The sequence below is a fragment of the Streptomyces sp. NPDC001744 genome, from assembly GCF_042892575.1.
GTDB lineage: Bacteria > Actinomycetota > Actinomycetes > Streptomycetales > Streptomycetaceae > Streptomyces.
Genome location: NZ_JBIAUG010000005.1, coordinates 1 through 23,574, shown reverse-complemented (window position 1 = coordinate 23,574; position 23,574 = coordinate 1). Strand labels below are relative to the sequence as shown.

The following is a 23,574-nucleotide window of genomic DNA, read 5'->3' as shown; positions in this document are numbered from 1 at the left end:
GGACCGCCCGGACGGTCCGCGGGGCCGGTCCCTCCCGGGGCCGGCCCCGCTCCGCTTCCTCCCTCGTCCCCCCCGCTCCTACTGCTCCGGCTGCCGCAGCACCGGGAAGCTCCCCGTGTTCGTCGGGGCGTGGTCCGGGAGCCACAGGACCGCGACGGCGCCGCCCACCCCGCCCGGGGACCCCTCGGAGGCCACGTTCCGGAAGGTCAGCCGGGCGCCGAGGACCCGGGCCTGGCCCGCCGCGATCGTCAGGCCCAGGCCGTGGCCCTGGCCCGCGCGGTCGCTCGTCCCCGTACGGAACCGGCTCGGTCCCTCCCTCAGCAGCGCCTCGGGGAAGCCCGGCCCGTGATCGCGGACGCGCACCACCCGGCCCTCGACGGTGACCTCGACCGGCGGCCTGCCGTGCTTGGCCGCGTTGGCGAGGAGGTTGCCCAGGACCCGCTCCAGACGGCGCGGGTCGGTGTTCACCCAGGAGTCGTGGACGACCCGGACGACGATCTCCGGATCGAGGTTCCGCACCCGCCGCTCCACGAACTCGCCGAGCGCGATCTCCTGGAGCTCGGCCCGCTCCGACGCGCTGTCGAGCCGGGCCACCTCCAGGACGTCCTCGACCAGCGTCCGCATGGCCTGCACCCGGTCCCGCACCAGCTCCGTGGGGCGCCCCGGGGGCAGCAGCTCGGCCGCCGTGAGCAGCCCGGTGACGGGGGTGCGCAGCTCGTGCGCGATGTCCGCGGTGACCCGCCGCTCGGCCTCGATCCGCTCGTTCAGGGCGTCGGTCAGCGCGTCGACCGCCCACGCCAGGTCGTCGGTCTCGTCCCGTACGACCCCGCCCACGGCCTCCCGCACCCGTACGTCGGTGTTGCCCTGCGCCACCCGGCCGGCCGCGACGGCGGCCTTCCGCAGCCGCCGCGACAGCTGACCGCCGATGAGCACGCCGAGCGCGCAGCCGCCGAAGACCACCGAGACCGAACCGACGACGAGGGCCCGGTCCAGGTCCCGCATGATCTTCGCGCTGCGGTCCGCGAAGGGGATGTGCAGCGAGAGCACGTCGCCGTTGGCGAGGGGGACGGCCGCCCACACGTCCGGCGGCCCGCCGTGCCGGTGCTCCTGCACGAACGTGCCGCGCCGCTTGGACCGCATCAGCCGGTCGAGCTGGGGCGGCAGCGCCGAGTCGTTGATCTTGGTGCCGAAGCGGGGCTCCTTGGGCTTCGACGTCTCGTACATCCGCTGTGCGAAGAGCAGCCGCTCCATCTGCACCTCGCGCGCGTTGTCGAGCATCGAGATGCGGGCGGCGTTGTGCACGACTACGCTCAGGGTGACGGCGATGAGCGCGCCGACCGCCGCGATGGCGACGGCGATCTTCCAGCGGACCCCGGTGCGGAGGGGGAACGGCCTCACCCGCCCTGGCCCCTGAGCTTGTAGCCGAAGCCGCGGACGGTCTCGATCCGGTCCTGGCCGATCTTGGCGCGCAGCCGCTGCACGTGGACGTCCACCACCCTGGTGTCGCCGCCCCAGCCGTAGTCCCACACCCGCTCCAGGAGTTTGTCCCGGGACAGCACGGTGCCCGGCGCGGACGAGAACTCCAGGAGCAGCCGCATCTCGGTCGGGGTCAGCGCCACCGGCGCCCCGCCCCTGCGGACCTCCATGCCCTCGGTGTCCACCTCCAGGTCGCCGAAGACGAGCGGACCGGCGCCCTCCGCCGGCTCGCCCCCGCCCTCGCCGCCCGCCTGTCCGAACCGGCGCAGCACGGCCCGGATGCGGGCCATGAGGACGGAGCCGTCGAAGGGCTTGGTGACGTAGTCGTCCGCCCCGGCCTCCAGGCCGAGGACGACGTCGATGGAGTCGGCGCGCGCCGACAGCATGATCACCGGCACCGACGACTCGTCGCGGATGCGGCGGCAGAGGCTGACGCCGTCCATGCCCGGCAGCATCACGTCGAGCAGCGCGATGTCCGGCCGCCGCGCCCGGAAGGCGTCCAGGCCGGAGAGCCCGTCGGGCATGGCCGTGACCCGGAAGCCGTCCCGCTCCAGGGCGAGCTGGGTGGCCTCACGGATGACGTCGTCGTCCTCGACGAACAGGACATGGGTTTCGGCCATCGTGGATGTCCTCCGGAGTCGTGCGTTCTCCTGGGGCGGGCTCCCGGAGTCGGTGTGCTCGGCGTACGGCTCAGCTGGGGTGGGGCTCGGCCGGGGCGGGCGCCTCGGCGCCCCCGGCCGACCGGCTGTAGTCGTTGTGCACCCAGTCGTGCTGGGTGAACCGGTTCCCCGTCCAGCGGTAGGTGACCACGTCCTCGCCCGAGGGGTACGCGACCGGGTCGCCCTTCGCGTACACCTGCTTGGTGACGACGAGGTCGCCCCGGTCGATCGTGGCGTAGACCGCCGCGTCCTCGACCATGAAGACGTTCTCGTACCGGTCGCTCTGCCTGCGGTAGACGTACGTGCCGATGCCGATGGCGTCGCCGCAGGTCATCACGTTGACGACGACGTCGGGGGCGGGGGCGCCGGTGAGGTTCCCGTAGGAGGTGTCCACCGGGTACGAGCGCGCGGAGCACGGCTTCAGGTCCGCCTTGAACCGCTCGCCGATCTTCGGGTCGGACTTGAGCAGCTTGACCGGGTCCACCCGGTCGGCCGCCCGCGGGCCGGTGGCGGACGGGGACGAGGAGGGGGCGGCCGCGGTGATCCCGTCGGTGCGCGCCGCTCCCTCGTCGCGGGAGCCGGTGCCGCCGCTGGAGCAGGCCGCCAGGGACAGGCCGACGGCGACGATCCCGGCCGTCGCCGTGGCACCCGCCGCCTTCACGGTACGACGCCGGTGGCCGCGCCCGTCCGGGAGCCGGTCCCCGCCGTCCCCGGGGGCGCGGCCGGGGCCGTCGCCGGAGCGGGCCCCGGGGCCGAAACCGCCGCCGGAGCCCTCGTCGTCCCGCCCGGCACCGTCCCCTCCGGCACTGCGGCTTCCGCCGTCGTCTCTTCCGTCGTCTAGGCCGCGCACCGCTCCCGACCCCTTTCGTCCCCTCGTACGCCCGTCCGCTCCCCGGTCCGCCCCAGGGCCCGGGCGTCGATGTCACGGCTCTCCAGCTCCTGGCGGAGCCGGGCGAGCGCCCGGTGGAGCGTCGACTTCACCGTACCGGTCGACATGCCGAGCGCCGTCGCCGTCTCCTCCGTGCTCATCTGCTCCCAGTGGCGCAGGACGACGACGCTGCGCTGCTTGGGGGCGAGCACCTTCAGGATGTCCATGAGGAGGGCCCGGTCGGCGTGCTGCTCGGTGGCGTCGGCCACGCTCGCGTCGGGCAGCTGCTCGGTCGGCACCTCTTCGAGCTTGCGGGAACGCCACCACTCGGTACGGGTGTTGATCATGACGCGGCGCAGGTAGGCGTCCGCGAGGGACTTGTCGGCGATCCCGTCCCAGCGGCCGTACGTACGGGCCAGGGCGGTCTGGAGGAGGTCCTGGGCGTCGACCGGGTCGGCCACGAGGCGGCGGGCGCTGCGCAGCAGGGCGTCCTGCCGGGTCCGTACGTACTCCTCGAAATCGAGCACCTCACCGTGCCTCATCCGAACCGCCTCCCGTTCCCCGTGTCCTGCTGGTCCCTCGTGTCGTGGACGACGCTACGGAGCGGTTGTCACGGGGCTGTGCGGGGCAGCCGTCGGTGGACGCACGGCTGTCCATCGGTTGTGTAACAGCCGGGACGGAAGAGGTTTGGACGAGGGGTCCCCGGGACAGTGGATGAGGTTGTTCCGGAACACCGGCGGACGCCGGCTCCGGAGCGGCGGGCCCCCGCCGCTCCGGGAGGCGACGGCGCGGTCTCAGGAGAGCGGCAGGCGGTAGAAGCCGCCCTCCAGCGGCTCGACCAGACCGTCCGCGACCAGGCCGTCCAGGGCCCGGGTCCGCTGCACCGGCTCGTCCCAGACCGCGTCCAGGACCCCCTGCGCCACCGGATCCGTCGAGTCCCGCAGGACGGCGAGGAGCCGGCCCCGCACCTGCCGGTCGGTCCCGGCGTACGTCTGACCGCGCCGGGGCGGGCCCTCGTGCGCCGGCTTCCCCGCGAGCCGCCAGGCGCACTGCCCGGAGATCGGGCAGCGTCCGCAGTCCTCGTTCTTCGCCGTGCACACCAGCGCGCCCAGCTCCATGGAGGCGGCGGCCCAGCGGGAGGCCGTCGTCTCGTCCTCCGGCAGCAGGGCGCGGGCGAGCCGCCGCTCGGCGGCCGTGGTGGCGTTCGGCGGGTACTGGACGCCGGTCGCGGCCCGCGCGAAGACCCGGCGCACGTTGGTGTCCAGGACGGCGTGCCGCTGCCCGTAGGCGAAGGAGGCCACCGCGGCGGCGGTGTACTCGCCGATGCCGGGCAGCGCGAGGAGCTGCCCGTGGTCGGTGGGGACGTCCCCGCCGTGGCGTTCCGTTATGGCCACGGCCGCCGCGTGCAGGCGCAGTGCCCGGCGCGGGTAGCCGAGCCTGCCCCAGGCGCGGACCGCCTCCCCGGGGGCCTCGGCGGCCAGGTCGGCGGGGCGGGGCCAGCGCGCGAGCCACCGCTCGTACACCGGGAGGACCCGGACGACCGGGGTCTGCTGGAGCATGAACTCGCTGACCATGACGCCCCAGGCACCGGCCTCGGGGCGGCGCCAGGGCAGGTCGCGGGCGTGCTGGTCGAACCAGGCGAGGACGGGCCGGTGCAGCGCGGCGGGGTCGGCGGGGACCCCCGGGACGGCGGGGGACCCGGAGACGGAGGGAGCGTCGATGGAAGTCATGGCCCTCCGATCCTGACACGACCGCGGGGAGATCAGTACGAGCCGCCCGGGGCGCGCCGGTCCCACCCGGGACCGGAAGGCCCCTGCGGACCGGGACCGGCCTGGTCGCCGGGGGCGTACGGATCGGCGGGAGCGTACGGATCGACGGGGGCGCCCGGGGCGTACGAGGCGGGGGAGGCGTACGAGGCGGGGGAGGCGTACGGGTCGCCGGGAGCGTACGGGCCGGCGGAGGCGGCCGGGGCGTACGGAGAGGGCGAGGCGTACGGGGAGGCCGCCGCGTGCGGATCGGCCGGGGCGTGCGGGGACGGGGCGTCGTACCGCGCCGGACCGCCTTCGTACCGCACCGGGCCGTTGTCGTACGACGCCGGACCGCCCTCGTACGACGCCGGGCCGTTGTCGTACGACGGGCCGGCGGCGTGACCGGCCGCGCGGGGCGCGGCGGGCGCGGGGGCCGCCGCCCCGGGGCCCCGTCCCGCGCACCACACCACCGCCGCGCTCCGGCTCGACCGGGCCGTCCTCACCAGGGACTCCACCGGCCGCGCCGCCCCCCGCATCACCAGGAAGGCGACGAGGGCGCCCAGGAGCAGGCCCACGGTCACGTCGTGCGGGTAGTGCACGCCGACGAAGACCCGGGAGAAGGCCATGAGCAGCGCCATCGGCACGGTGAACCGGGCCATCCCGCGCCAGGACAGGGCGAGCGCGATCGCGGCGGCGCCCGCGATGGCCGAGTGGTTGCTGGGGAAGGACCAGTCGCCGTACGGCGGGCAGGTGACGAGCGGGACGGGTGCTCCGGAGACCGCCCGGCAGGGACGTTCCTCGTCGATCAGGGACTTGAGCGCCTCGCTCACCACGTAGCCGAAGGCGGTGGCGAGCGGGGCGAGCAGCGCGAGCGTCATCGCCCGTTCCGTTCCCTCGCGCGAGCGCCACCAGCCGGCCAGGAACAGCGCGCCGAAGAGCAGGAGTCCGGCCTCGGTCCAGACCTCGGCGAGCCACTGGAACCAGTGGGGGGTGGAGTGGGCGAAGCCGGAGACGTCGAGATACAGGCGCTCGGAGAAGCCGAGGAGGGTGTTCATGGGGGACGACGCTAACCGGGATCCGGGACGCTCCGCCCCCGGGCCCGGGGGCGGAGCGGTCCCCGGTGGAAACCGGGTGCGACAATTTGTTGCGGTTCTTCCCTTTTCGGATGGGGCACCGGAAAAAGTTCCCGGGAGACGGGTGTGATCATCGGCAAAACTTGGGGTCTCGGGCGGCGGGTGGGGCGGGAGTTGGGCCGGTTCTCTCGTAAGGTTCGGGGCGTGGGATCTTTGCGCAATCCGGTCGGGCCGCTTCCCTCCACCATCTACTGGCGACGGAGGGCGGTGGCGCTGTGCCTGGTGGCGCTCCTCGCCCTGCTCACCGTATGGGTCGTCACCTCCGCGGGCGGGGGCGGGAAGAAGCCGAACGACTCGGCCAACGGCTCGTCGCCCACGCCGCCCTCGATCACTCCCGGCCCCTCGGGCTCGGGCCCGGTGATCACCCAACAGCCGGGCGGGCGCGACGAGTCGGGCGCGACCGGAGGCTCCTCCGGTGACGGCACCGGCGGCGGAGACGGGGGCACCGGCGGTTCGGGCGGCACGGGCGCGGGCGCGAACGCCGGTACGGGTTCCGGCGATACGGGCGCGGGCGGTGCGAACGGCGGCACGGGCTCCGCGGACGCCGGTACGACCGGTACGGCCGGCAAGAACGGCGACACCGACGGCGCGGGCGGCGACGGCGGCGCGGGCACCGGCGCGGGACAGCGGGTCCCGGCGGACTCCCCGCTCCCCAACTGCCCCGCCGACGCGCTCCGGTTGACGCTCGGCTCCGTCGACGTCTCCTACGAGGCGGACGAGGAGCCCCGCTTCCGTCTCGTCGCCAGGAACACCTCGGACACCACCTGCAAGGCGGACCTCGGGCCGCGCAACGCGGTCCTGACGATCAGCGCGGTCGACAAGCAGGGCGAGATCTGGTCCTCCGCCCACTGCCCGCGCCCCGGCGACCCGGTCCTGCTGCGGATCCCCGCCGGTGCCACCGTCACCCACACCGTGGAGTGGGACCGCGTGCGCAGCGCCCCGCAGTGCGCCACCGCTCCGGCGGGCCGGGTCGGCCCCGGCACCTACCTGGTGGAGGCCACGATGCCGGGCGTGAGGATCCTCCCGGTCTCGTTCACGCTCGCCAAGGACTGACGGCGTCCGGCCGCGCTCCCGCGAGGGCGCGCGCCGGCGCCCGGCCGGTGGTCCCCGCCGCGCGCGGACCCGTCAGACGTACCGCTCCAGGATCGAGGACTCCGCGAGCCGGGACAGGCCCTCGCGGACGCTGCGGGCGCGGGCCTCGCCGACGCCGTCGACGGCCTGGAGGTCGTCCACGCTGGCCGCGAGGAGCTTCTGCAGTCCGCCGAAGTGCTCCACGAGACGCTCGATGATCGCGCCGGGCAGCCGCGGCACCTTCGCGAGGAGGCGGTAACCGCGCGGCGAGACCGCCGAGTCGAGGGTTTCGGGCGAGCCGCTGTAACCGAGGGCCCGTGCCACGACCGGGAGTTCGAGCAGTTCGGTGTGGGTGAGCGCGTCCAGCTCGGTGAGCGCCTCCGCGACCGTCCGCGAGCGCTTGGCCGTGGGTTCCGGCACGTAGTCCCGGATCACCAGCTCGCGCTCCGGTTCCACGCCCGCGATCAGCTCGTCCAGCTGGAGCGAGAGGAGCCGTCCGTCGGTGCCGAGTTCGACCACGTACTCCGCGATCTCGGTGGCGATCCGGCGGACCATCTCCAGGCGCTGGGCGACGGCGGTGACGTCCCGGACCGTGACCAGGTCCTCGATCTCCAGGGCGGAGAGCGTGCCCGCCACCTCGTCCAGCCGGAGCTTGTACCGCTCCAGGGTCGCGAGCGCCTGGTTGGCGCGGGACAGGATCGCGGCCGACTCCTCCAGGACGCGGCGCTCGCCGTGCACGTACAGCGCGATCAGCCGCATCGACTGGGAGACGGAGACGACGGGGAAGTTGCACTGCTTGGAGACCCGGTCCGCGGTGCGGTGGCGGGTGCCGGTCTCCTCGGTGGGGATGGAGGCGTCCGGGACCAGCTGCACGCCCGCCCGGTGGATCTTGGTGATGTCCTTGTCCAGGACGAGCGCGCCGTCGAGCTTGCACAGCTCCCGCAGGCGCGTGGAGGTGAACTCGACGTCCAGCACGAAACCGCCGGTACACATCGAGTCGACCGCTTTGTCCAGGCCGAGCACGATGAGCCCGCCCGTGTTCCCCCGGAGGATCCGCTCCAGGCCGTCGCGCAGGGCGGTGCCCGGCGCGACCGCGCTCAGGGCGGCGCGCATCAGCGCTTCGTTGCCGGAGCCCGCGCCGGACTTTCCGGGAGCTGCTGCCCCGTCCTTGGCTGCCACTGCACTCCTCCGGCTCGTACGGATGGGCGAGACCAGGGCAAAGTCTAGCGACACCACCCAGCCGTCCTCCGCCCCCGACCGATCGCGGGCGGTCGGAAAGGGGTTCCCGCTCCGGGGCGGACCCCACCCCTCTCCTTCCCGGAGGATCCTTCGCCGGACCCTGCGGGGTTGCCCTGAAGGACCCCCCAGGGCCCCCTGGGGTTGCCCCGGAGGACCCCGCCGCGTGCCCGGGAATCGCCCCGAAGGACCTTGCCGAACCCTCCGGAGCGGTCCTCGGGGAGGACTTCCCGGCCCCTCCGGACCGGGCCCGGCGGCCCTTCCCCCGCTTCCCCCGGGGCCGCCCCGGCGGCGGCCCTTCCCGGGACCGGCCCGGTGCGCCCTACCCCTCCACGGCCTCCGGCGCCTTCGCGCGCCGGCCGCGCGGCAGGACCCGCAGCGCGTCGCCCATGTCCGCCACTTCCGTCACCTTCATGCCCGGCGGGACCTTCCCCGGGTCGGAGGGGACCAGGGCGTGGGTGAAGCCCAGGCGGTGCGCCTCCGAGAGGCGGCGCTGGACGCCCGTCACCCGCCGGACCTCGCCCGCGAGACCGACCTCGCCGATCGCCACCAGGTTCTTCGGCAGCGGGGTGTCGCTCGCGGCGGAGGCGAGCGCGAGCGCGATCGCCAGGTCGGCGGCGGGCTCGGTGAGCTTCACCCCGCCCACGGTCGCGCTGTAGATGTCCCGCTTGCCCAGCGCGCTGATCCGGCCGCGCTGCTCCAGGACCGCCAGCATCATCGAGACGCGGGAGGTCTCCAGGCCGGAGGTGGTCCGGCGCGGGGAGGGGATCTGGGAGTCCACCGTCAGGGCCTGCACCTCGGCGACGAGCGGCCTGCGCCCCTCCAGGGTGACGGTCAGACAGGTGCCCGGCACCGCCACGTCGCGCCGGGTCAGGAAGAGTCCGGACGGGTCCGCGAGCCCGGTGATCCCCTCGTCGTGCAGTTCGAAGCAGCCGACCTCGTCGGTCGCCCCGTACCGGTTCTTCACGCCCCGGACGAGACGCAGGCGCGCGTGCCGGTCGCCCTCGAAGCTCAGGACGACGTCCACCAGGTGCTCCAGGAGCCGGGGTCCGGCGATGGCCCCGTCCTTGGTGACGTGGCCGACCAGGAGCGTGGACATGCCGCGCTCCTTGGAGGCCCGGATGAGGGCGCCCGCGACCTCGCGGACCTGCGCCATGCCGCCGGGCGCGCCGTCGATCTCGGGGGAGGCGACGGTCTGCACCGAGTCCATGATCAGGAGCGACGGCTTCACGGCGTCGAGATGGCCGAGGACGGCCGACAGATCGGTCTCGGCCGCCAGGTACAGGTGGTCGCTGAGCGCGTGGATGCGGTCGGCGCGCAGCCGGACCTGGCTCGCGGACTCCTCGCCGGTGACGTAGAGGGTGCGGTGCTCGTCGCTCGCCGCCTTGGCGGCCACGTCGAGCAGCAGGGTGGACTTGCCGACGCCCGGCTCGCCCGCGAGGAGCACGACGGCGCCGGGCACGAGGCCCCCGCCGAGGACCCGGTCCAGCTCGTCCACGCCGGTCGAGCGGGCGGTCGCCTGCCGGCCGTCGACCTGCCCGATGGGGACGGCGGCGGCGGACACCCGGCCCGCGGCGGTCGTGCGGACGGCGGGCGCGCCGTACTCCTCCACCGTCCCCCACGCCTGGCACTCGGGGCAGCGGCCGAGCCACTTGGCCGTCTGCCAGCCGCATTCGGTGCAGCGGTAGGACGGACGGTCCTTGGTGGATTTCGTACGGGCAGCCATGCGCCCCACCGTAACCGCCGCCACCGACAACGGGCCGTCCGTCCCCGGCGCCGCTCCCGCCCGGCGCCGGGGGAGGCCGGCGGCGGCGCCGCCTCCGCCCTCTCGGCTCTCGTGCGCCCCGGACCCCGCCCGTCCACGGAATACCGGATTCCTGTCCCCTTTCGAGCGATACCTTCACCCGTAAGGATGAGAAGTGCGCGACCGGTACGAAAAGTGCCCTCCGTCCTGCCTAGGGTCGACCGGTGACGAGCAGCAGGCTGGAATCCCCCGCACGCACCACCGGCGCACACCGGGCGCACCGCACCACGGACCAGGGACCGCGCACGCTCGGCCGGCGGTCCCCCGCCCGTTACGAAGACGTCCTCGACGGCCTCTTCACGTACTGCCTCTCCGTGCTCTGCGACCACGACACGGCCACCGCCGTCCTCGGCGACGCCCTCGCCGCGGCCGAACGCCACCGGGCCCGCTGTCCCTCCGACGAGGACGGCCGCACGGCCTGGCTGTACGCCCTCACCCGCTGGGCCTGTCTGCGCAGCCTCGGCGAACAGCGCCGCAAGCGCCAGGGCGCCCACACCGGCCGCCCCGCCGTCACCCCGCCCGAACCGCCCCGGGTCTCCGAGGAGACCGCCGCCCGCCACCGCGCCGAACTCGCCCTCCTGGCCTGGCCCGAGGCCGCCGGCACCACGCCCGAGCAGCGCGAGGCGCTCGAACTCGCCGTACGGCACGGCCTCAGCCACCGCCAGATCGCCGCCGTCCTCTCCCTCGACCCGCTCGCCGCCCGCGAACTCCTCGCCGCCGCCTCCTGCGAGGTCGAACGCACCCGCGCCGCCCTCGCCGTCGTGGAGACCGGCAGCTGCCCCACCGTCGCCCGGCTCACCGGCGACCACCGCGTCCTGCTCTCGTCCGTCCTGCGCGCCGAACTCGTCCGGCACGTGGACGACTGCCCCCGCTGCCGCCGCGCGGCCGAGCGCGTGGGCGCCGGGGGCCCCTGGCCCGGCGCCTCGTCCCTCCCCCCGGGCCGGCTGCCGCTCGTGGAGGCGCCCCGGGCCGCCGCGTACCCGGCGGCGGCGCACGTGCCCCGCGCGCGCGGCGGCGCCCCGCGCTTCGCGCCGACCGGCTTCCCCCTCGACCCCAAGGACCACGCGGCCCGCCGCGACCGGATGCGGGCCCGCGCCGTGACCACCACCGTCGTCGCGGCCGTGGTCGCCGCCCCCGTCCTCGCCCTGTGGACCTCCTACCGGGACACCGCCGGGACGAGCGCCCACGGCGGGGGCGGGGTCAGCGCGGCCGAGACGGGCGAGGAGACGGGTCCGGGCGGGCGCCCGTACGACCGGTACGAGAACGCGGGCAACGCCCGGGACACCCCCGAGCCCCGCTTCACCCGGGGCAGCCGCGCCCCCGACGTCTCCGTCGAGGTGGTCAGCCCCGGCGGGCCCACCGGCACCGGGGAGCCGTCGCGGCCCGGCGCACCCGCCCCCGGCTGGATCACGGTCGGCGCGCGCGGCCACGGCGACCTGACCCTCCTGACGCTCACCGCCGCCGGGGGCTCGCCCGTCGGATGGGCCCTGTGGACCGACGCGCCCTGGCTCTACGTGAGCCGCGCCTCCGGCACCCTGCGCCCCGGCGAGACGGTCACGGTCGCGGTCCGCGTCGACCACGCCCGCGAGCCCGCGGGCGCGTGGAGCGCGCGGATCGGGGTGAACCCCTCGGGCGCCGTGGTGCGCATCGACGGCTCAGGCCGGGCCGAGCCGCCCCGCGCCGCCGGGCCCGCGCCCGGCTTCCCCCGGCCCCCGGTGCCGGCGGACCCCCCGCCGGCGACGACGGAGCCGACCAGGCCGCCCACGACACCGCCGCCCCCGACGGAGGAGCCGACCACCCCGCCCCCGACGACCGAACCGCCCGCCACGACCCCGCCGCCGGCGACGACGGAGCCGACCGGCCCGCCGCCGACCACGCAGGAGCCCCCGCCGGCGACCACGGACCCGGGCACGACCCCGCCCCCGGCCGGGGAACCGGCCCCGGCGCTCTCGCCGTGAGGGGCGGCGGGGCCGTCCCCGCCGCGGGGATCAGACCGGGCGCACCGGGTCCGCCGGGTGCGGGGCCACCAGCGGCAGTTGCGAGGCGAGCCGGGCCTCGCACAGCCCGGCCAGGACCGCGTACGCCTCCTCGCCCATCATCTCGGTCAGTTCGGGCCGGTACGTGACGTAGACCGGCTCCCCCGCCCCGTGCGCCGACGTGGCCGAGGTGCACCACCAGTGCAGGTCGTGGCCGCCCGGCCCCCAGCCCCGGCGGTCGTACTCGCCGATCGACACCTGGAGGACCCGGGTGTCGTCCGGCCGCTCGATCCAGTCGTACGTCCGGCGCACCGGCAGCTGCCAGCACACGTCCGGCTTGGTCTCCAGCGGTTCCCGGCCCTCCTTCAGGGCCAGGATGTGCAGCGAGCAGCCCATGCCGCCCGCGAACTCGGGGCGGTTCTGGAAGATGCAGGACCCCTCCCAGCGGCGGGTCTGCCGGTCGCCGTCCTCGTCCAGCTGCACCCAGCCCGACTCCGTGCCGACGTCGTGGAACTGCCAGAGCTCCGGAGTGAGCCGGGCCACGTGCTCCGCGACCCGCTTCTCGTCGTCCTCGTCGGAGAAGTGCGCGCCCAGCGTGCAGCAGCCGTCGTCGGCCCGGCCCGCCTGGATGCCCTGGCAGCCGCTGCCGAAGACGCACGTCCAGCGCGAGGTCAGCCAGGTCAGGTCGCAGCGGAAGACCTGCTCCTCGTCGGCCGGGTCGGGGAACTCGACCCACGCCCGCGCGAAGTCCAGGCCCTTCTCGTCCGGCACCGCCTTCCCGCCCCGTTTCCCGGCGCCCTTCGCGGCCCCGGCCGCCCCGCCGGCCTTCGCGTCCCGGACGCCGACGCTGTCTTTGTCCTGCTTCGCCTTTTTCGTCTTTGGCACGCCGTCAAGCGTATGCGGCGCGCGCAGTAGCGTTCCGTCCATGAGACTCGGAGTCCTCGACGTCGGTTCGAACACGGTGCACCTCCTGGTGGTGGACGCGCACCCCGGCGCCCGCCCGCTGCCCGCCCACTCCCACAAGGCGGAACTGCGCCTCGCCGAACTCCTCGACGCGGAAGGCGCGATAACGCCCGGCGGCGTCGAGCGGCTCGTCGCGACCGTCCGGGAGGCCCTCCAGGCCGCCGAGGACAAGGGGTGCGAGGAGCTGCTGCCGTTCGCGACCTCCGCGGTGCGCGAGGCCGGCAACGCCGACGCCGTCCTGTCCCGGGTCAGGGACGAGACCGGCGTCGACCTCCAGGTCCTCACCGGCGAGGAGGAGGCCCGGCTCACCTTCCTCGCCGCCCGCCGCTGGTTCGGCTGGTCCGCGGGGAGGCTGCTCCTCCTCGACATCGGCGGCGGCTCCCTCGAGATCGCGTACGGCATCGACGAGGACCCGGACACGGCGGTCTCCCTGCCGCTCGGCGCGGGCCGGCTGACCGCCGGCTGGCTGCCGGGCGACCCGGCCGACAGCGCCGACGTGAAGGCGCTGCGCCGCCACGTGCGCGCGCGGATCGCCCGTACGGTCGGCGGGTTCAGCCGCTCCGGCCGCCCCGACCACGTCGTCGCCACCTCCAAGACCTTCAAGCAGCTGGCCAGGATCGCCGGGGCCCCCGGCTCGGGCGAGGGCCTCCACGTCCAGCGGCTCCTGTCCCGCCGGTCCCTGGAGGAGTGGGTCCCGCGCCTCGCCGGGATGACCACCGCCGAACGCGCGGCCCTGCCGGGCGTCTCGGAGGGCCGCGCCTCCCAGCTCCTCGCGGGCGCGCTCGTGGCGGAGGCCGCGATGGACCTCCTCGGCGTGGAGGAACTGGAGATCTGTCCCTGGGCCCTCCGCGAGGGCGTCATCCTGCGCCGCCTGGACCACCTGCCGGAGGCGTAGCGGGACGGGTGCGGGCCCCGCGCGCGTACGGCGGGGGCCTCCCGGCCGCCGTGCGCCCCGCGCGCGTCCCCCGGCGTGACCGGAACCACCCCCCGGCCCCCCGCGGCCCCCCGGCCCCGCCCCGTACCCTGTCCAGGTGGCAGAACCAGTGGTGCGCGTCCCGGATGCGAAGGTCGCCCTGTCCACGGCCTCGGTCTACCCGGAGTCGACGGCGACGGCCTTCGAGATCGCCGCGCGCCTCGGCTACGACGGCGTCGAGGTCATGGTGTGGACCGATCCGGTCAGCCAGGACGTCGAGGCGCTGCGCCGGCTCTCCGACTACCACGGGGTCCCGGTCCTGGCCGTGCACGCCCCCTGTCTCCTCATCACCCAGCGCGTCTGGTCCACCGATCCGTGGGTCAAGCTCCAGCGCGCGCGGGCGGCGGCCGAGAAGCTCGGCGCCTCCACGGTCGTCGTGCACCCCCCGTTCCGCTGGCAGCGCCAGTACGCCCGGGACTTCGTGACCGGCATCTGGCGGATGGCGGACGAGACCCCCGTCCGGTTCGCCGTCGAGAACATGTACCCGTGGCGGTACAAGGACCGCGAGATGCTCGCGTACGCCCCCGAGTGGGACGTCACCAAGGACGACTACCGGCACTTCACCATCGACCTCTCGCACACCGCGACCGCCCGCACCGACGCCCTCGCCATGATCGACCGCATGGGCGACCGGCTCGGCCACGTCCACCTCGCCGACGGCAAGGGGTCCGCCAAGGACGAGCACCTGGTCCCCGGGCGCGGCACCCAGCCCTGCGCCGAACTGCTCGAACGCCTCGCGGTCACCGGCTTCGACGGGCACGTCGTCATCGAGGTCAACACCCGCCGCGCGATGTCCGCCGCCGAACGCGAGGCCGACCTCGCGGAAGCGCTCGCCTTCACCCGTCTCCACCTCGCCTCCCCCGTGGACCGCCCCTCCCGGACCCCGCGCCCGTGACCGGTCCGGGCCCGTCCCGGCACGGAGCCGGGAGCGGGCGGTCCGCCGCCCCCGAGCGACCGTGACCCGGGGGCCCGGGCGCCCCCGCGGCACCCGGCCGGAAGGCGGACGGCCCGTCCGGCATGCGGACGACCTGTCCGGATCTTGGTCCACCGGCGTACGCTCGGAAGCAAGCACACCCGTCACGAGGAGCGAGCGACGATGCCCGAGCTGAGGTCCCGCACTGTCACCCACGGCCGCAACATGGCGGGCGCACGCGCCCTGATGCGCGCCTCCGGTGTACCCGGCGCGGACATCGGCCGGAAGCCGATCATCGCCGTCGCCAACTCCTTCACGGAGTTCGTCCCCGGCCACACCCACCTCCAGCCGGTCGGCCGGATCGTCTCCGAGGCCATCACCGCCGCCGGCGGCATCGCCCGCGAGTTCAACACGATCGCCGTCGACGACGGCATCGCGATGGGCCACGGCGGCATGCTCTACAGCCTGCCCTCCCGCGACCTGATCGCGGACAGCGTGGAGTACATGGTCGAGGCGCACTGCGCCGACGCCCTCATCTGCATCTCCAACTGCGACAAGATCACCCCCGGCATGCTGATGGCCGCCCTGCGCCTCGACATCCCGACGGTCTTCGTCTCCGGCGGCCCGATGGAGTCCGGCCGCGCCACGCTCGTCGACGGCTCGGTCCGCACGCTCGACCTGGTCGACGCGATCTCCGACGCGGTGAACCCGAACGTCTCGGACGAGGACATCGCCCGCATCGAGGAGAACGCCTGCCCGACCTGCGGCTCCTGTTCCGGCATGTTCACCGCCAACTCGATGAACTGCCTGACCGAGGCGATCGGCCTCTCCCTCCCCGGCAACGGCACGGTGCTCGCCACCCACACCGCCCGCAGGGCGCTGTACGAGAACGCGGCCCGCACGGTCGTCGACATCACCCGCCGGTACTACGACGAGGACGACGCCTCCGTCCTGCCGCGCTCGATCGCGACCCGCGGGGCCTTCGAGAACGCCATGGCCCTCGACATCGCCATGGGCGGCTCCACCAACACGATCCTGCACCTGCTCGCCGCCGCCCAGGAGGCCGGGCTCGACTACGGCCTGACCGACATGGACGAGGTCTCGCGCCGCGTGCCCTGCCTGGCCAAGGTCGCCCCGAACGTCGCCAAGGACCGCACGTACTACATGGAGGACGTGCACCGGGCGGGCGGCATCCCGGCCATCCTCGGCGAGCTCTACCGCGCGGGCCTCCTGGACGAGGACGTCCACTCCGTCCACTCCCGCTCCGTCAAGGAGTGGCTGGAGACCTGGGACGTGCGCGGCGGCTCCCCCTCCGAGGAGGCCGTCGAGCTGTGGCACGCGGCCCCCGGCTGCGTCCGCTCGGCGACCGCCTTCTCCCAGTCCGAGCGCTGGGACACCCTCGACACGGACGCGGCGAACGGCTGCGTCCGCGACGTGGCCCACGCCTACTCGAAGGACGGCGGCCTCGCCGTCCTGCGCGGCAACCTCGCCGTCGACGGCTGCGTCGTGAAGACCGCCGGCGTCGACGAGTCCATCTGGACCTTCGAGGGCCCGGCCGTCGTCTGCGAGTCGCAGGAGGAGGCCGTCGAGAAGATCCTGAACAAGCGGGTCAAGGACGGCGACGTGGTCGTCATCCGCTACGAGGGCCCCAAGGGCGGCCCCGGCATGCAGGAGATGCTCTACCCCACCTCGTTCCTCAAGGGCCGGGGCCTGGGCAAGACCTGCGCCCTCGTCACCGACGGGCGCTTCTCCGGCGGCACCTCGGGCCTCTCCATCGGCCACGCCTCCCCGGAGGCCGCCTCGGGCGGCACGATCGCGCTCGTCGAGGACGGCGACCGCGTCCGCATCGACATCCCGAACCGCTCGATCGAGCTCCTCGTCGACGACGCCACCCTCGCGGCCCGCCGCGAGGCCCTCGGCGGCGTGTACGCGCCCAGGAACCGCGAGCGCAAGGTGTCGGCGGCGCTGCGGGCCTACGCGGCGATGGCGACCAGCGCCGACAAGGGCGCGGTCCGGGACGTGACGAAGCTGGGCTGAGCCCCGCGCGCGTACGGAGGGGGAGCGGGTCCCGGACCCGCTCCCCCTCCGCGCGTTTCCGGCCCGCCGGTCCCGGGCCGGACGCTCACCAGGAGGCCGGGTCGCGCGCGTCCACCGCGAAGACGGAACCGTCCGGCGCCGTCCCGAACACCCGGTCCCCGGCGGCCAGCGGCGCGGGCACCAGGGACGCGTACCCGAGCCGCCCGTCCAGCAGGCGCGGCCGGGTCTGGCCGGCGAGCGCCCCGCGCGCGGTGTCGACGGCGAGCAGCCGCCCGTCCTGGACGGAGAAGTACAGGCGGTCGCCGGGGCCGAGGACCGGCTCCGAGACGTTCCCCGCCGCCGTCTCCAGGTCCCACAGCGCCCGCCCCTTCCGCGCGGCGGTGTCGAAGGCGGTCAGGTGGCCGCCCGCGTCGAGCAGGTACACGACGGCACCGCGCACGGCGGCGCCCCGGAGGTCGAACCGGTGCGGCAGGGCGAGCCTGCGCACGGGACCGGCCGCCCCGCCGCCGGCGTCCAGCAGGACGAGGGAGTCCACCGACCCGTCCCTGCGGCGGGAGGCGAGGACCGGCGAACCGTCCCCGGTGTGCCCCAGCGGGTCGAGGTCGCCCGCCAGGTCCCGCCGCCACACCACCTCCCCGGTCGGGGGCCTGAGCGCGCCCACGCGCGTGCGCGTCCCGTCGGCCGAGGTCTCGGAGACCGCGAGCAGACCGGAGCGGGCGTCGTACGGACCCGGGCGCGGCACCCGGAAGCCGCTCGGGACGCGCCGCCACAGCACCGCGCCGCTCCGGGCGTCGACGGCCCGGACGCCGCCGGTGCCGTCGGCCAGGACGACGGCGGACCCGGCCGGCCGGTACGTCTCGGGGCGGTCCGCGCGGGCGGTCCACCCCGGAGCGCCGTCCCCGGCCGCGTACGCCCGCAGCGGACCCGTCGGGGCGGCGGCGCCGACCAGCCCGTCCGCGAGGAGCACGGGCGCGCGGGGCGCCTCCTCCTCCACGGGCGCGGCCCGCGACCAGAGGACCTTCCCCGTCACGGGGTCGAGCCGGGCGATGCCGACGCCCCGGGCCGCGCAGTACAGCGCGCCCCCGCCGTCCCCGCAGGCGGGAGCGGACGCGGGGCCGTGCGTCCGGAGCGTGGTGTGCCAGCCCGCGAAGGAGGTGGCCACCTCGTCCGGGCGCGGCGGAGCCACGCGCTCGCTGTCCGCCGACGGGCTCAGCGTCGCGTACAGGCCGGCCCCGGCGAGCGCGAGCGCGGCGGCGACGGCGATCGTCGGGCGCGGCCGGAACCGCCCGCGCCGGCGGGGCACGGCCGGCGCGGAGACCCGTACCGGCGTGTCCGCGTCCCACGCGCCCGCCGGGGACGGCCCGCCGTCGTCCCGGCCGCCCCCGGACCCGGCCTCCGGCAGGACGGGCCGCCGCCGCTGCGCCGGTATGAACGCCTCCGCCGCGTACGAGGGCGGCAGCAGCGCCCGCATGATCTGGGCCGGGTCCGGCCGCTCGGCGGGCTCCTTGGCGAGGCAGCGCGCGACGAGCGGCGCCAGCTCCTCCGGCACGCCCGTCAGGTCGGGCTCGTCGTGGACGACCTGGTACGCCACGACGTACGGGCTGTCGGAGTCGAACGGGCCCCGCCCGGTCGCCGCGTGCACCAGGACCGAGCCGAGCGCGAAGACGTCCGCCGCCGGCCCGACCTCGCGCGGCCGCTGGAACTGCTCGGGCGCCATGAACGGCGGCGAGCCGATGAGCTTGCCCGTCTCGGTGCGCAGGTCGCTGTCGACGGGCCGGGAGATGCCGAAGTCGATGACCTTGGGACCGGTGTCGGTGAGCAGGACGTTGCTGGGCTTGAGGTCCCGGTGGACGACCCCGGCGCGGTGGATGTCGCGCAGCGCCTCCGCGAGCCCCGCCGTGAGCCGGCGCAGTTCGGCGGGGGACAGGGGGCCGTTCCGCCTCACCTGGTCGGCGAGGGTGGGACCGGGGACGTAGAGGGTCGCCATCCAGGGCCGCACGGCATCGGGATCGGCGTCCACGACCGGTGCGGTGAAGGCGCCGCTGACCCGCCGGGCGGCCGCCACCTCCTGGCGGAAACGCGCCCTGAACTCCGGGTCCTCCGCGTACCGCGCGTGCACGACCTTGACCGCGAGCCGCAGTCCCGAGGCCGAGGAGGCGAGGTGCACGACGCCCATGCCGCCGGAGCCCAGACACGCCTGGAGGCGGTAGTCCCCCGCGTACTCGGGTTCCTCCGCCTCCCGGTCCTCCCGGCCGGCACCGGTACCGCGCAACGGTGGCATCGCCCACCCCCGTGTGATTCCCCGTCGCGTCGCGCCCGCGTGCGCGACGCGACGGAGCCTAGTCGATGGTGCCTCCGATGTCGGTGGGGCTTGCTAGCCTGCGCGTCGCGGAGAGTGAGACTCGGCGGAGCGCTTGTGCGCCAAGGGGGAGGACCAGGATGGACGCCATGGACGGCATGGACGCCGTGGGCACGAAGGACGCGTCGGACGGTACGGCGGCCGCCGTGACGACCGCGACCGTCACGGCGGCGAGCACCACCCGCTACCCGGTCGCGCCGGGCTACCGGGTCAACGTGCGGTCGGGCCCGGGGACCCAGTACCCGATCGTCCGCTCGCTGCCCCTGGGCGCCACGGTGGCGATCTCCTGCCAGAAGTACGGCGAGTGGATCACCGGCCCGTACGGCACCACACGGATCTGGGACTGCGTCGCGCCGGGGGAGTACGTCTCCGACGCGTACGTGCGCACGGGCAGCGACGGGCTCGTGGCACCGCGCTGCGCCTGACCCGCCCCGGCGCTCCGGGACGACCGGGGCGACCGGCACGACCGGGATAATCGGTTCCGTGAGCGACGACGAGCAGAACCCCCGCACGGCCCGCACGGCGGACGGCACGACCGGCGGCCCCCGGCCCGAGGAGATCCGTTTCTTCGGCACGACCTGGGTCGACCACGACGGCCACTACGCGCTGCGCCGCGCCGGCCTGGCCGCCGGCTCGTTCGCCACCGCCGTCGCGGCCTGCCTCGTGCTGCGCTTCGCCTTCCAGGGGCTGCGGATCGCGGACACCGGCGGCTTCGTCGAGGGCCTGGTGATCGTCATGTTCGCGGTCTGCAGCGCCCTCGCCTGCCGCGCGACCTGGGAGGGCTTCCGGCGCCGCCCGGACGACCCGGCCCGCGAGGACTCCCTGCGCAGCCTGAGGACGATCGGCTTCGTCGGCTCGCTCCTCGCGTACGGCGTCCGCTGCCTGACCGAGGCCCCCGGCGAGGGACTGCGCCGCGCCGAGTACGAGGCGGCCCTCGCCCGGTACGAGAAGCGCCGCTCCTCCCGCGCGGGCAACCCGTCCGCCCGCAGGAAGCCCCGGCGCGGCTGACCCCGTCCCCCTCCCGCCGCCCCGGCCGGCCGTTGACCGCCCCTCGGACACCCGCCGCACCGGTACGGCCCCGGTGCGAGGATGACGCCCCGTACCCCCTCCGGCGAGGTGAACAGAGCCATGACCCAGACCGTCGCAGTCCTCGGCACCGGCAAGATCGGTGAAGCGCTCCTCAGCGGCATGATCCGCGCCGGCCGGCGCCCCGGAAACCTCCTGGTCACCGCGCGCCGCGCCGAACGCGCCGACGAACTGCGCACCCGCTACGGCGTCGAGACCGTCACCAACGCCGAGGCCGCCGAGCGCGCCGACACCCTCATCCTGGCCGTCAAGCCCCAGGACATGGGCCGCCTCCTGGAGGAACTCGCCCCGCACGTCACCACCGGCCACCTGGTTGTCAGCGCGGCGGCGGGCATCCCCACCTCCTTCATCGAGGACCGCCTCACCCCCGGCACCCCCGTCGTCCGGGTCATGCCCAACACCCCGGTCCTGGTGGACGAGGGCATGTCCGTCCTCTCGGCCGGCAGCCACGCCACCCCCGACCACCTCGCCCACACCGAGAAGATCTTCGGCGGCGTCGGCAAGACCCTCCGCGTCCCCGAGTCCCAGCAGGACGCCGCCACCGCCCTCTCCGGCTCCGGCCCCGCGTACTTCTACTTCCTGGTCGAGGCCATGACCGACGCCGGCATCCTCCTCGGCCTGCCCCGCGCCCAGGCCCACGACCTCATCGTCCAGGCCGCCATCGGCGCCGCCGTGATGCTCCGCGACAGCGGCGAGCACCCGGTCAAGCTCCGCGAGGCCGTCACCTCCCCGGCCGGCACCACCATCAGCGCCATCCGCGAGCTGGAGAACCACGGCGTACGGGCCGCCCTCATCGCCGCGCTCGAAGCGGCCCGCGACCGCAGCCGCGAGCTGGCCTCCGGCAACGGCTGACCCGTCCCCGCCGGGGTCACCGGGCCCCGGCGGACGCCCCCCGCAGCACGTCCTCCGCCGTCACGACCTTCGCGAACCCTCCCCCGTGCAGGGAGATCGCGGTCGCCCGCGTCAGCTCGTCCGCGCTCGCCTCCCAGCCGTGCGGCCCCTCCAGGCCGAAGGTGTGCATCGCGTCCAGCGGGAACACCACGTCGTACCCGAGGTTCCCGCCCATCCGGGCCGTCGTCTCGTTGCACATGTTCGTCTGGATGCCGACGATCACGATCTGCCCGATCTCCCGTCCCCGCAGCCACGCGTCCAGGGACGGCTCCCCGTAGAAGGCGGAGTTCACGGACTTCGTGACCAGCAGCTCCGGACCGCTCCCCTTCCCCCGCCGCTCCGCCACGAAGTCCTTGAAGTCATTTCCTTCGTATCCGGACCGCAGCGGCGACCGCGACCCCTCCGCGGAGTCGTGCCGCACGAAGACGACCGGACGGCCCGTCTCCTGCCACAGGTCGATCAGTGCCGCGATGTTCTCCTCCGCGGCCGGGTTGTTCCGCTTTCCCCAGTGCTCCTCCTCGAAGCCCTTCTGCACGTCGACGACAACCAGCGCGGCGTTCTCGGTGATCTCCATGGTCCCGATCCTGCCGCCGCCCCCCGGCTCCTTCCCAGAAGGCCGCATGCCACTGATCGATGGTTTACTGCCACCCATGCCGCCGTCCACGCCGTCGCCCACGCGGACCCGCCCCCAGCGCGTCGCCCTCCTCGCCTTCCCGGGCGTCCGGGCCTTCGACGTCGCCGTCATCACCGAGGTCTGGGGCAGCGACCGCACCCTCCGCGGTGTCCCCCCGTTCGCGCTCCACCGCGCCGCCGCCGACCCGGGCACCCCCGTTCCCCTGCGCGGCGGCCTCTCCCTCGCCCCGGACCGCCCGCTCGACTGGCTGGACGGGTTCACCTCCGCGGACCTGGTGGTCGTCCCCGGCATCGAGGACCCGGACGCCGACTTCCCGGCCCCCGTCCTCGACGCCCTCCGCCGCGCCCACTCCGCCGGCGTCCCGGTCGCCTCGCTCTGCGCCGGCGCCTTCGTCCTCGCCCGCGCCGGACTCCTCGACGGCCGCCGTGCCGTCACCCACTGGCACCTGGCCGGGACCCTCGCCGCCCGCCACCCGGCCGTACGGGTCGAACCCGACGCCCTCTACGTGGAGGACTCCGGCATCTGGACCTCGGCCGGCACCGCGGCGGGCATCGACCTCTGCCTCCACCTGGTCCGTACGGCCCACGGCGCGGAAGCGGCGGCGACCGTGGCCCGCTCCATGGTCACGGCTCCCTTCCGTACGGGGACCCAGGCCCAGTTCATCGAGCGCCCCACCCCCCGCGCCGACCGCGACGCCGACGCCCTCGCCGCCGTACGCGCCCACGCGCTCGCCCGCCTCGACGAGCCCCACACCGTCGCGAGCCTGGCCGCCCTCGCCGGCATGTCCCCCCGCTCCTTCGCGCGCCACTTCCGGGCCACCACCGGCACCACGCCTCTGCACTGGCTCGTCGCCCAGCGCGTGGCCGCCGCCCAGAAGCTCCTCGAACGCACCGACCACCCCCTCCCCGAGGTGGCCCGCCGCGCGGGCTTCGGCAGCGAGGTCACCATGCGCCAGCACTTCGCCTCCCACCTCTCCACCAGCCCCCGCGACTACCGCAACGCCTTCCGCCACCGGGCCTCCCGGACCGAGGTTGACACGGCATACCGGTCTCCGTAGTGTTCTCCGAGTTGTCCGACGTGAGCACCGACCCCGGTCGGCCCCGGACAACCATTCCGCAAGACCCCCAGAAGCCGACAGTGCTTTGCCGCGCCGTCGTGTTTTCCGTGAGCTTTTGCGAAATGAGGAATCCGCGTTCGAAGGTTTGGGCGCAGGCCCCCGATTAGCGTCGGAGGCGGGGAATCCGCTAAAGTCTCACTCGTCGGAACGGCCCAACAGCCGGAAAGACAACTCCCGCTGACCGGGAATCAGACGCCGAAAGGATCTGATAGAGTCGGAACCGCCGGAAGGGCCCGGAGCGAAAGCGAATGGGACCGGAAAGCACCGGGGAAATCGGATCGGAAAGATCTGATAGAGTCGGAAACGCAAGACCGAAGGGAAAAGCCCGGAGGAAAGCCCGATGAGGGTGAGTACGAAGGAAGCGTCCGTTCCTTGAGAACTCAACAGCGTGCCAAAAATCAACGCCAGATTAGTTGATACCCCGTCCGGCCGGGTCTGCCCGGTTGGTCGAGGTTCCTTTGAAAAATCAAGTCCATCCCTTTGCCGGGGTGGCACACACAGCGAGGACGCTGTGGGCAGCCGGCCTTATTCCGGTCTGGCTGTCCCGCTCAACGCGAGTGTTTCACCCGATTACGGGTACACATTCACGGAGAGTTTGATCCTGGCTCAGGACGAACGCTGGCGGCGTGC

The 23,574-nt window shown here is 74.8% G+C and carries 18 protein-coding genes and 2 pseudogenes; 9 read left to right on the top strand and 11 right to left on the bottom strand.

Translation table 11 applies throughout. The features are described from left to right. Window positions 1–78 precede the first annotated feature (78 nt). The 6 genes and pseudogenes from cseC to ACFYZY_RS08025 all read right to left on the bottom strand — a co-directional run. The gene (gene cseC, locus ACFYZY_RS08050) at window positions 79–1,527 is read right to left on the bottom strand and encodes a two-component system sensor histidine kinase CseC (protein WP_388690689.1); all 1,449 of its coding nucleotides are present in this window, start codon (window positions 1,525–1,527) and stop codon (window positions 79–81) included. Then, window positions 1,410–2,096 (bottom strand): annotated as a pseudogene (gene cseB / locus ACFYZY_RS08045) (two-component system response regulator CseB); the annotation flags it as partial. The gene cseC and the pseudogene cseB, both read right to left, overlap by 118 nt. Before the next feature lie 70 nt (window positions 2,097–2,166). Beyond that, window positions 2,167–2,985: a hypothetical protein gene (locus ACFYZY_RS08040; RefSeq protein WP_388690686.1), complete on the bottom strand. Its 819-nt coding sequence runs from the start codon at window positions 2,983–2,985 to the stop codon at window positions 2,167–2,169. Then, on the bottom strand, window positions 2,973–3,545 hold the full coding sequence (locus tag ACFYZY_RS08035) for a SigE family RNA polymerase sigma factor (protein WP_388690684.1): 573 nt from the start codon (window positions 3,543–3,545) through the stop codon (window positions 2,973–2,975). The genes ACFYZY_RS08040 and ACFYZY_RS08035 overlap by 13 nt, the downstream gene beginning before the upstream one ends. Before the next feature lie 252 nt (window positions 3,546–3,797). Further along, window positions 3,798–4,733 (bottom strand): A/G-specific adenine glycosylase, encoded by a 936-nt coding sequence (locus tag ACFYZY_RS08030; RefSeq protein WP_388690682.1) that lies wholly within the window; start codon window positions 4,731–4,733, stop codon window positions 3,798–3,800. Between the two features lie 410 nt (window positions 4,734–5,143). Next, window positions 5,144–5,806 (bottom strand): annotated as a pseudogene (locus ACFYZY_RS08025) (phosphatase PAP2 family protein); the annotation flags it as partial. Between the two features lie 222 nt (window positions 5,807–6,028). On the opposite strand from ACFYZY_RS08025, the gene ACFYZY_RS08020 reads away from it, so the two are divergent. Beyond that, window positions 6,029–6,937 carry a hypothetical protein gene (locus ACFYZY_RS08020; RefSeq protein WP_388690679.1) on the top strand — a complete coding sequence of 303 codons (909 nt, stop codon included), beginning with the start codon at window positions 6,029–6,031 and terminating at the stop codon, window positions 6,935–6,937. A 72-nt stretch (window positions 6,938–7,009) separates the two neighbouring features. On the opposite strand, the gene disA is transcribed toward ACFYZY_RS08020, so the two are convergent. Together disA and radA are read right to left on the bottom strand one after the other, a co-directional pair. Continuing rightward, a complete protein-coding gene (gene disA / locus ACFYZY_RS08015) occupies window positions 7,010–8,134 on the bottom strand; it encodes a DNA integrity scanning diadenylate cyclase DisA (RefSeq protein ID WP_388690677.1) in 1,125 nt (374 codons plus the stop codon). Between the two features lie 379 nt (window positions 8,135–8,513). Continuing rightward, window positions 8,514–9,917, bottom strand: a complete 1,404-nt coding sequence (gene radA / locus ACFYZY_RS08010; protein ID WP_388690674.1) for a DNA repair protein RadA — start codon at window positions 9,915–9,917, stop codon at window positions 8,514–8,516. A gap of 242 nt (window positions 9,918–10,159) precedes the next feature. On the opposite strand from radA, the gene ACFYZY_RS08005 reads away from it, so the two are divergent. After that, the gene (locus ACFYZY_RS08005) at window positions 10,160–11,953 is read left to right on the top strand and encodes a hypothetical protein (protein WP_388690671.1); all 1,794 of its coding nucleotides are present in this window, start codon (window positions 10,160–10,162) and stop codon (window positions 11,951–11,953) included. Window positions 11,954–11,983: 30 nt separating this feature from the next. On the opposite strand, the gene ACFYZY_RS08000 is transcribed toward ACFYZY_RS08005, so the two are convergent. Then, window positions 11,984–12,742 carry a hypothetical protein gene (locus tag ACFYZY_RS08000; protein ID WP_388691323.1) on the bottom strand — a complete coding sequence of 253 codons (759 nt, stop codon included), beginning with the start codon at window positions 12,740–12,742 and terminating at the stop codon, window positions 11,984–11,986. Between the two features lie 154 nt (window positions 12,743–12,896). On the opposite strand from ACFYZY_RS08000, the gene ACFYZY_RS07995 reads away from it, so the two are divergent. The 3 genes from ACFYZY_RS07995 (at window position 12,897) to ilvD (ending at window position 16,857) form a co-directional block, all read left to right on the top strand. Beyond that, a complete protein-coding gene (locus ACFYZY_RS07995) occupies window positions 12,897–13,829 on the top strand; it encodes a Ppx/GppA family phosphatase (RefSeq protein WP_388690669.1) in 933 nt (310 codons plus the stop codon). 136 nt (window positions 13,830–13,965) lie between these two features. Beyond that, complete coding sequence (locus ACFYZY_RS07990) at window positions 13,966–14,802, top strand: sugar phosphate isomerase/epimerase family protein (protein WP_388690666.1); 837 nt, start codon at window positions 13,966–13,968, stop codon at window positions 14,800–14,802. Window positions 14,803–15,003: 201 nt separating this feature from the next. Further along, a complete protein-coding gene (gene ilvD, locus ACFYZY_RS07985; RefSeq protein WP_388690664.1) occupies window positions 15,004–16,857 on the top strand; it encodes a dihydroxy-acid dehydratase in 1,854 nt (617 codons plus the stop codon). An 85-nt stretch (window positions 16,858–16,942) separates the two neighbouring features. Here ilvD and ACFYZY_RS07980 read toward each other — a convergent pair whose 3' ends face one another. After that, entirely contained in the window at window positions 16,943–19,138 is a 2,196-nt protein-coding gene (locus tag ACFYZY_RS07980; protein WP_388690661.1) for a PQQ-binding-like beta-propeller repeat protein, read from the bottom strand. Window positions 19,139–19,305: 167 nt separating this feature from the next. Between ACFYZY_RS07980 and ACFYZY_RS07975 the strand changes: the two genes are divergently transcribed. The 3 genes from ACFYZY_RS07975 to proC all read left to right on the top strand — a co-directional run bounded on the left by ACFYZY_RS07975 (window position 19,306) and on the right by proC (window position 21,154). Continuing rightward, a complete protein-coding gene (locus tag ACFYZY_RS07975) occupies window positions 19,306–19,641 on the top strand; it encodes an SH3 domain-containing protein (protein WP_388691320.1) in 336 nt (111 codons plus the stop codon). A 58-nt stretch (window positions 19,642–19,699) separates the two neighbouring features. Further along, the gene (locus ACFYZY_RS07970; protein WP_388690658.1) at window positions 19,700–20,224 is read left to right on the top strand and encodes a hypothetical protein; all 525 of its coding nucleotides are present in this window, start codon (window positions 19,700–19,702) and stop codon (window positions 20,222–20,224) included. A gap of 120 nt (window positions 20,225–20,344) precedes the next feature. Continuing rightward, on the top strand, window positions 20,345–21,154 hold the full coding sequence (gene proC / locus ACFYZY_RS07965) for a pyrroline-5-carboxylate reductase (protein WP_388690655.1): 810 nt from the start codon (window positions 20,345–20,347) through the stop codon (window positions 21,152–21,154). 16 nt (window positions 21,155–21,170) lie between these two features. On the opposite strand, the gene ACFYZY_RS07960 is transcribed toward proC, so the two are convergent. After that, window positions 21,171–21,767 carry a cysteine hydrolase family protein gene (locus ACFYZY_RS07960; RefSeq protein WP_388690653.1) on the bottom strand — a complete coding sequence of 199 codons (597 nt, stop codon included), beginning with the start codon at window positions 21,765–21,767 and terminating at the stop codon, window positions 21,171–21,173. A gap of 76 nt (window positions 21,768–21,843) precedes the next feature. Here ACFYZY_RS07960 and ACFYZY_RS07955 point away from each other — a divergent pair, with 76 nt between their 5' ends. Further along, window positions 21,844–22,884 carry a GlxA family transcriptional regulator gene (locus tag ACFYZY_RS07955; protein ID WP_388690650.1) on the top strand — a complete coding sequence of 347 codons (1,041 nt, stop codon included), beginning with the start codon at window positions 21,844–21,846 and terminating at the stop codon, window positions 22,882–22,884. Window positions 22,885–23,574: the final 690 nt, after the last annotated feature.